General features: G+C 51.5%; 8 protein-coding genes and 1 pseudogene. 2 read left to right on the forward strand and 7 right to left on the reverse strand.

Annotated features, from left to right (window positions below):
• Positions 1 to 128: 128 nt before the first annotated feature.
• The 7 genes from M3G15_RS20805 to M3G15_RS20835 form a co-directional block, all read right to left on the reverse strand.
• On the reverse strand, positions 129 to 752 hold the full coding sequence (locus tag M3G15_RS20805) for a histidine phosphatase family protein (RefSeq protein ID WP_260071954.1): 624 nt from the start codon (positions 750 to 752) through the stop codon (positions 129 to 131).
• Positions 749 to 1489, reverse strand: a complete 741-nt coding sequence (locus M3G15_RS20810; RefSeq protein WP_260071955.1) for a DeoR/GlpR family DNA-binding transcription regulator — start codon at positions 1487 to 1489, stop codon at positions 749 to 751. Before M3G15_RS20810 ends, M3G15_RS20805 begins: the two co-directional genes overlap by 4 nt.
• 55 nt (positions 1490 to 1544) lie before the next feature.
• Positions 1545 to 2498, reverse strand: a complete 954-nt coding sequence (locus M3G15_RS20815; RefSeq protein WP_260071956.1) for a ribokinase — start codon at positions 2496 to 2498, stop codon at positions 1545 to 1547.
• Positions 2499 to 2525: 27 nt separating this feature from the next.
• A complete protein-coding gene (locus M3G15_RS20820) occupies positions 2526 to 3515 on the reverse strand; it encodes an ABC transporter permease (protein ID WP_260071957.1) in 990 nt (329 codons plus the stop codon).
• Entirely contained in the window at positions 3512 to 5020 is a 1509-nt protein-coding gene (locus M3G15_RS20825) for a sugar ABC transporter ATP-binding protein (RefSeq protein WP_260071958.1), read from the reverse strand. The genes M3G15_RS20820 and M3G15_RS20825 overlap by 4 nt, the downstream gene beginning before the upstream one ends.
• A 70-nt stretch (positions 5021 to 5090) precedes the next feature.
• Entirely contained in the window at positions 5091 to 6212 is a 1122-nt protein-coding gene (locus M3G15_RS20830) for a sugar ABC transporter substrate-binding protein (RefSeq protein WP_260071960.1), read from the reverse strand.
• Positions 6213 to 6258: 46 nt separating this feature from the next.
• Positions 6259 to 7179, reverse strand: coding sequence for a sugar phosphate isomerase/epimerase family protein (locus M3G15_RS20835; protein WP_260071961.1), 921 nt, complete (start codon positions 7177 to 7179; stop codon positions 6259 to 6261).
• 316 nt (positions 7180 to 7495) lie between these two features.
• On the opposite strand from M3G15_RS20835, the gene M3G15_RS20840 reads away from it, so the two are divergent.
• Both M3G15_RS20840 and M3G15_RS20845 read left to right on the forward strand, forming a co-directional pair.
• Entirely contained in the window at positions 7496 to 7588 is a 93-nt protein-coding gene (locus M3G15_RS20840) for an MPN domain-containing protein (protein WP_260071962.1), read from the forward strand.
• A 43-nt stretch (positions 7589 to 7631) separates the two neighbouring features.
• Positions 7632 to 8047 (forward strand): annotated as a pseudogene (locus M3G15_RS20845) (Rrf2 family transcriptional regulator).
• The last annotated feature ends 30 nt before the right edge of the window (positions 8048 to 8077 follow it).

Consider the following 8077-nt stretch of genomic DNA (forward strand, 5'->3'; position numbering starts at 1 on the left):
ATTTAAGAACTTCCCAATCATCAATAAATGGAGATTCCGGGACGCCATGTAAGCAGGCAGTATCCCATGTAAAAGGGCGCGAAAGATCGATGAGCTGATCGATCTTTCGCGCCCTGTTTTCGCCGTATTCACGGACGTGATGCCGATTCTGAAATTTCTGAATCCGTAATGCGTTCCGCGTTTTCAAGATGTTTGGTGCAGTTTAACAGGGAGCAGCTCCAATCGGATGAATCAAATGAAAGCACGGATAAGGAAGCATTGTCCAAGTGCTTCTCCAAAGCAACATGGCAACGGTGGGCAAGGACAGGCTCAATGAACCCTCCGTGGCTAACGATCAGCACCCTTCCCCCCTCGGCGGTCCATGGCGCCTCAGCGAGAAAATGGTCCCACCGGGCCAGCAGTTCTTTCAGACTTTCTTTGCCATGGTCCATCTCCCGCCACTGCTCGCCCCAAGCGGCTATTCTTTCGCAGAGTGTCGTTCCTTCCAAGCGGCCGAAGCCCCTTTCTTGCAAGCGCGGATCGCTCCCCCAAAGAGGAATGCCGGAAATCCGGGCAATGATTTCCGCCGTCTCTGCCGCCCGGCTCAAATGGCTCGAAACGATACCGTCCCACTTCTCGGCAGCGAGCCGCTTTCCCAGCATGGCGGCTTGTTCTCGCCCGGCTGCCGCCAGGGGAATATCCGTGCGGCCTTGCATTCTTCCGAGCAGGTTCCACTCGGTTGTGCCGTGGCGTATAAATCCGATCGTGATCATGTGGCCACGAAGTACTTGGCGTTCTTCTCCAGGATTTCATTTGATTCATCCGTAATGATGATGCAATCCTTAATGTCGAACGCCTTGCAGAAGGTCGTTTTGTTTGCTTTGGAGCTGTCCACCAGCACATATGTCTCGTTGGAATTGTTTTTGACGATTTCTTTCTTCTTCGCTTCCTTCAGATCGTGCGTGTTGATGCCACTTATCAGGCTGTATCCGCTGGCGCCAAGGAACGCCTTGTCAAAGAACATGCTGCTGAGCTCGGTTTCCGTCAAAGGGCCAGCAATGGAGGCGAGGGATTTTGTCACTTCTCCGCCAACGACGATGCACGTAAATTTGGCATCCTCAATGTCGTGGAGCACTTTGGTGTTGGTCGTCACAAGTTTGATGTTTTTCTGTTTCAAATATTTGATCATCTCGTACACGGTGGTGCCGGAATCGATGTAAATCACGTCTCCGTCATTAACCAATGAGGCGGCAAATTTGGCGATCTGGTCTTTCTTCTCGACGTTGATCAATTCCTTGGTTCGGATCGGGGTTTCGTAGGCATCTTCTTTGATTCGGACTCCGCCGCCGCGAAGCAACTCAATTTGTCCTTCTTCGGCAAGCGTCTTCAAGTCCCTCCGGATGGTTGACAAGGAGGCGTTCTTCACCATTTTGGCCAATTCCTCGACGTATACGATTTCTTTCTTTTCAACCTCTTCGAGAATTTGTTTTCTGCGCACGTACGGAATCATGGTTTTCCCCCCAAGCCGGCTTTAAGGTGCTTCCGTCCAAAAAATCCAAGCCCTATTATACCATAGGTTGAGAATCAGACGAAACGTCTGCCTGGAGCTGCTGGATGGTCGGCATTGCCGACTGGGCTCCGATTTTCGTTACCGTAACGGCTGCCGCCCTGGATGCAAATCGCGTCGCTGCCTTTACGTCCGGGCTTTCCAGCATGCGGGTGGCGAAGGCGCCGATGAAGGAGTCGCCGGCTCCTGTCGTTTCAATGGCATTTACGGGCTCGGCGGGCACATAAAATGATCCCTCGCGGTCAAAAACGACGCATCCCGATTTGCCCAGCGTAATAATCAGCAATTCTCCCGTTCGCTCGTACAATCCATGCCCATGAAGCTGTGCCGAAGCCAGGTCGTGAATGGGCTTTCCACAATAAAATGAAGCTTCCGATTCATTGACGACCAGGCAGGACACTTTGGCCAGCGCATCTGGAGCAACCGGCGCAGCCGGCGCGGCGTTCAAGATGATGTAACACCCGAAATCGTGCGCTTTGCGGATCGCATACTCGACGACATCAACCGGAACCTCGAGCTGCAGAATGACGATTGCGCTGCGCATCAGCAGATCCTCAATTTCGTCGATTCGTTCCTTGGTGAGCGAGTAATTCGCTCCCTTGGAAATGGTTGCGATCAATGTCCCGTCTTCGAGCGCGTTGACAACGCCGACGCCGGTCGTTTCCGCGGCGCGCCCAATATACTCTGTATGGACGCCGTAATGTTTCAGATCGTGCACCAGCTTCTCGCCCAACACGTCGTTTCCCACGGCGCCGACAAGATACGTTGTCGTTCCCAGCTTGGCGCATTGGACGGCCTGGTTCGCGCCTTTCCCTCCGCCTGCCGTCTCCAGGCGGTCGGCCGTGTACGTTTCACCGATCTCGGCGAGCCGCTTTTGCTTGAAAATCAGATCAAAATTCAAACTGCCAATGACCGTGACGATTTTTTCTTTTTCGTATGCCTTTTCGCTCATCCTGCACACTCCAGTTTACTTAAACCCTTATGCTGTTTTTTTGCTGAGCAGTTTTTTCCTGAAATGACCCAGTTTTCCCTGAATGATTTCAAAATAAGCAGCCACTGCTATAATAGCTCCTGTCGCGATATATTGCCAAAACGCGTCGACGCCGACTACGACCAGTCCGGTTTTGAGAGCGGAAAGAATCAACGCGCCAAGTAGGGTGCCCAGGATGCTTCCCTTGCCGCCGGCCAGGCTGGTGCCGCCAATGGCGGCTGCAGCGATCGCATACAGCTCGTACCCTTGTCCAGCCGTCGGTTCGCCGGTGCCGAGCCGCGCCAGCATGACCATGCCGGCGAGCGCCGCCCCGATCCCGCAAAGCGCGTACGTGACGACTTTCGTGAAATTAACGTTGATCCCGGACAGGCGCGTGGCTTCCTCATTGCCGCCGATGGAGAATACGAACGTCCCCGTGCGCGTCCGCGTAAGCAGGATGTGGCTGATGATCGCAAAGGCCAGCAAAATCGGAATCGAGATCGGGAAATTGCCGACAATATCGCCGTCCATCATGTTTCTGAAATTTTGCGGAATGTCAAGCACCGGCCATCCGCTTGTAATAATGTAAGCCAATCCGCGAAAAGCGCTCATCGTCGCCAATGTCGCAATAAACGGCTGCAATTTGAAGTGGGTGACAAGCAGCCCGTTCAGAACGCCCATCGCAGCGCCAATGATAATCCCCGCCAGGATGGCGAGCGCTGGATGTATGCCATTTTTGGTCAGGAACCATCCGACACAGACGATGACGACCGCCATAATCGAACCGATCGACAGATCGATGCCGCCTGTAATGATGACAAATGTAATGCCGATGGCCAGCAGACCGTTGATCGTACTTTGGTCTACAATGTCCAGCAGATTGCCCGCGCTCAAATAGATCGGGTCAATGGCGGCAAATATACCTATCATCAGAAGAAGGGAAATGAAAAGCCCCAATTCTCTGCTCATTTTTTTTGTGATTCGGGTTATTGTGTTCATGCTCTATGCTCCGTTCCACCCATTGCGTAATGTAAAATGGTCTCTTCGCTCAGTTCTTCCCTAGAGAGCTCCTTTACGATGCGGCCCTCATGCATAACCATGACTCTGTCGCTCATGCCTATGACTTCGGGGAGTTCGGAAGACACCATAATAATGGACTTGCCTGCTTCCAATAAATCTTCCATGAGCCGGTATATTTCGGCTTTGGCGCCGACATCGACGCCTTTTGTCGGTTCGTCAAAAATCAGGATGTCAGCATCGGTGCTGAGCCATTTGCCGAGCACCACCTTCTGTTGGTTGCCTCCGCTGAGATTAAAGGTCATGTACTCCGGATCATCGGGATGCAACTGCAACTCCTGCGCGTTATGCCGGCAGTTGTCGATTTTCTTTCGACTCCGCACAAATCCAAAAAAACAAAACTTCTTCAACGCTGCCAAGGCCATGTTGTCGGTATTGTTCAGATTGCGGACAAACCCTTGGGTTTTGCGGTTTTCCGGAATCAGCCCGATTCCGTACTTGAGTCCTTGCTTGGGACTGCGAATCCGCGCTTTGCGGCCTTTCACGTAGATGTCGCCAGATGTTATCGGATCGGCCCCGAACACGGCGCGCACGACATCCGTCCGCTTGGAACCGACTAGTCCTGAGAAGCCCAGTATTTCGCCCTTTTTCAAATGAAATTGGACGTCCCGGAAAACGCCGGCGCGGGACAGATTGCGAACCTCAAGCACGACTTCGTCTTTTGTCAAACCTGTTTTTTTGCGTTCCGCGAACGCCGACACGTCGCGGCCCACCATGCTTTGAATCAATTTTTGGCGGTTCATTTCCGAGGTCGGATAAGTGCCTACGTGCTTGCCGTCCCTAAGAACCGTAATGCGGTCAGAGATGGTGAACAATTCGTCCAGTCGGTGGGAAATAAAAATCACCGTGATACCGTTGGCTTTAAGCTGGCGGATGATTTCGAACAGCGCCTGCACTTCATTTTCCGTCAGCGCGGCTGTCGGTTCGTCAAACGAGATAATGCGCGACTCGTGGAACAGCGCTTTGGCGATCGAGAGCATTTGCATCTCGCCGGTGCTCAGCGTGCTCACGAGGTCGGTACTCTTAAAATTGCAGCGCAACCGCTTGAGGATCACATCCACGCGAGCATGAAGCGATTTAAAGTCGATGAACGGGCCTTTCTTCGGCTCATGGCCGAGCGCCACATTCTGACCTACCGTAAGGTCGGCAATCAGGCTGACCTCCTGGTGGACTTTGGATATCCCGGCCTTGATGGCATCCTGCGCGTTCTTGAAAGCTACTTTTTTTCCTTCGATCCATACTTCGCCTTCGTATTCCGGGTAAATGCCGTGCAGGATGTTAAGCAGAGTCGATTTGCCCGCCCCGTTTTCGCCAATCAAGGCGTGCACTTCTCCTTCCCGGATGTCGAAACGGATGTCTTCCAGCGCTTTTACGCCGGGAAATGTCTTGGAGATTCCTTTAAACTCGATTATCGGTTTCGGCGTCATGATTCCACCTCTTTGATGAAGAATAGCCGGAACGTTGGACCATCCGGCTATTACCAGGTAAATGCTCGGATTATTGCGCTACTTCCGCAGGTTCCCAACCGATGATCTCTTCAGCCGGTTTATCCACGTTGGTGCTGTCGATCAAAGCTTGCGGTGTCCATACCACGCGCGGCAATTTTTGACCGGCAAGCACGCGGAGAGCGACTTCGACAGCGATTTGCCCTTTATATAGCGGGAACGAATCAATCGTAGCCGACAGTTCCCCTCTTCTGATGGATTCGTAAGCCTCGCCGATGCCATCGACGCCGACGACAAGAATCTTCTTGCCGGATGCTTTAACCGCTTCCACAACGCCGAGCGCCATTGTGTCGTTGTTCGCAAAGATCGCTTTCAGATTCGGATATTTTTTGATCCACGTTTCCGCCAGGTCCTTCGCTTTGGAGCGGTCCCAATCGGCATTTTGTTTCTCGACAATCTTGACGTCCGGGGCGTTTTCCTTCATCCAGTTTTCAAACCCGGCGGTGCGTTGACGTGCTGCAAACGCTTTCGGCATACCGATAACGATAGCGACTTCCCCTTCTTTGCCGATCTTGTTTGCGATCCACTCCGCAGCCAGTTCCCCGTTTTGAATCGCTCTCGGACCGACGTAGTTGGGAGCGGCGGCAATCAAGCCGTCATTGACGTTGATAACCGGGATCCCCGCTTTCTTCGCATCCTCGACGCCAGGAGTCAGGTTGCCGTCGGAAATAGGAGAGAGCAGCAGTGCGGAGTATTTTTTGTTGATCATGTCCTTCACGATGGAAAGCTGGCCTTGCTCGTCGCCTTCGTTCTGTGCGGCCTTTACGTCGATGCTGACCTCAATGCCGGCTTTTTGCAACGTTTCGGCTCCCGTTTCCATGCCCTTTTTCAGCGTTCTCCAGTATTCGTTTTCAAACGCTTTGGACACGCCGCCCAGCTTTACCGGGGAGTCCAGCTTCGGAATAGGCCCCAATTGCTCGCGCATGACTTTGAACTCCACGCCGTCTGCTTCATCGGGGTTGAAGGAGCCTGCAGGCTCGGATGCCGCTTCGGAAGTTGCGCCTGCAGCCGTTCCACCGGTATTGTTGTTGTCTCCCTTCGTGCTGCAGCCAACTACAAACAAAGAGCACACGACGATCAAAAGAAGCGCTTTCGACAAACCCGTTCTTTTCATTTTTCATTCCCCCCATAATGATATTTGCAAGCCTGAAGTGCAAAGCTTACTTCAGGCAGGCGAACATGATTTCTTGCGCGGCGATTGCATCGTTTCGGTCAATGATGGATTGGATTTTTTCCATGCCGATTTGATCGACCAAGCGGTTTAACTTCGTGTACATGGCGATATTGGCTTTCAGTTCCTCGAGCGGTTTTTCCCGCAACGGGAAGGTGTCAAAATAGATCACGCCGTCATAACCGTATTTTTTCAGATAAAAAACAAATTCGAGCGACTGGATAAAGTTGACCGATCCGACGAGCAACCCGTCGTCGTTCAATTTGTTGCCGTCATTGAGGTGGATGCCGTAAAGTTTGCCTCTTTCGGCTACCAAGGAAAGACCGTATGACGGATTTTCCGCTTTCATCAGCATGTGACAGAAATCCAGCGTGACACCAAGATTCGGAGCGCCAACGTCCCCGACCATCAGCAAAGTGTCGCTGTAGCTGGAAAGGAACGAATACGCGCGGGGCTGAAACGGTTTGTACTCAATGCTGATCTTCAAGTCCGAGCCGTATTCGCAGATTTCCGCAAAGGCTTGGGCGACCTGTTTCCACACCTTGGCATAATTAATCTGGAACGCGTAATCGAATCCTTCGTAACCCAACCAGATAATAATGTGGCTGCCGCCTAAGACCCGGCATGCGTCGATGGCTTGCTTGCAAAGTTCGATAGCCTTGCGGGCGGTATGCGAATCGGAATTGCCGAACTCCCCATTGACAAAATCGCTGCGGAACCGGGGAGCGACCGCATTCAGCGCAAGGCTGTTTCGTTCCAATGCCGCTTTGATTTCTTCCAGGGAATTATGCTGGAAGTGTTCGGGATAGTTCAGGTCTACATGGGTTAAACCTTCAACAGCGGCGATTTGGTCGATCGTTTCTACAATGGATTTGTTGGGAAAAGAATTCAGCCGAGTTGCAAATTTCATACATTGTTCTCCTTGTCAGTTTGTTATCTCTGTCACTCCTAGCCACTGTAAACACGAATTTCTTTGTAAATGGCTTTCTCTTCTTGCCGGAAAATTCACCTCGCTCCATGAAGATTTTGATGCACTTTGAACGAAAGTGAAAAATAATGAATCAAACTTTACGAAAATCATATATTCTCGCGCTAAAATTGTCAATACTTATCACTAAATTTCAATTTAGGTCAAATAATTTTGAATAAAAGTGATTTGATTTGAAAATATATGACCGTAGGCGAATGTTTTTGATCCGCTCTAGCCAGACCTGGAAGATGTGAAGATGACGTATCTGCTTATGCAGGCGGGCGAAGTGATCGGCATCAAGCTGCTCGGCCACTTGATCCTCGGGGCTGAGAATAGACTATTGCCATAACGCCCTAGTTATAACTACAATGATTACAACGGTGGTGAGACAATTGAAGCAGATCAGTACGCGCTTTTCGATGGCTGTGCATACTCTTTCCCTTATCGCTGTCAGTCCGAGGATTGCACCGGGGATTTCATTACGAGCAGCGTCAATACGAATCCGGTGGTGATCCGGAAGATCATGGGCATGCTGAAGAAGGCGGGGATGGTGGATGTTCGGCCGGGGGTGGAAGGCGCTTCCTTGCTCAAGGATCCCGACCGAATAACGCTCTTTGATATTTATCGGGCTGTGAATGTGACGGAGGAGAACCAGCTGTTCCGCATTCACGATAAACCCAATTTCGCTTGCCCGGTTGGGCGGAATATCGAGGAAGTCCTTCAAGCGGAATTGCAAGACGCGCAATCCGTTATGGAACGAAGACTGGCGCAAACGACGCTAGGCCAACTGATCCCGAAGTTCACATAAATAATGGCTCTTTTTTAGAGCTTTTATTTT

Origin of the sequence: Paenibacillus sp. p3-SID1389 (genome assembly GCF_025151705.1) — a bacterium.
Classification (GTDB): domain Bacteria; phylum Bacillota; class Bacilli; order Paenibacillales; family Paenibacillaceae; genus Fontibacillus; species Fontibacillus phoenicis.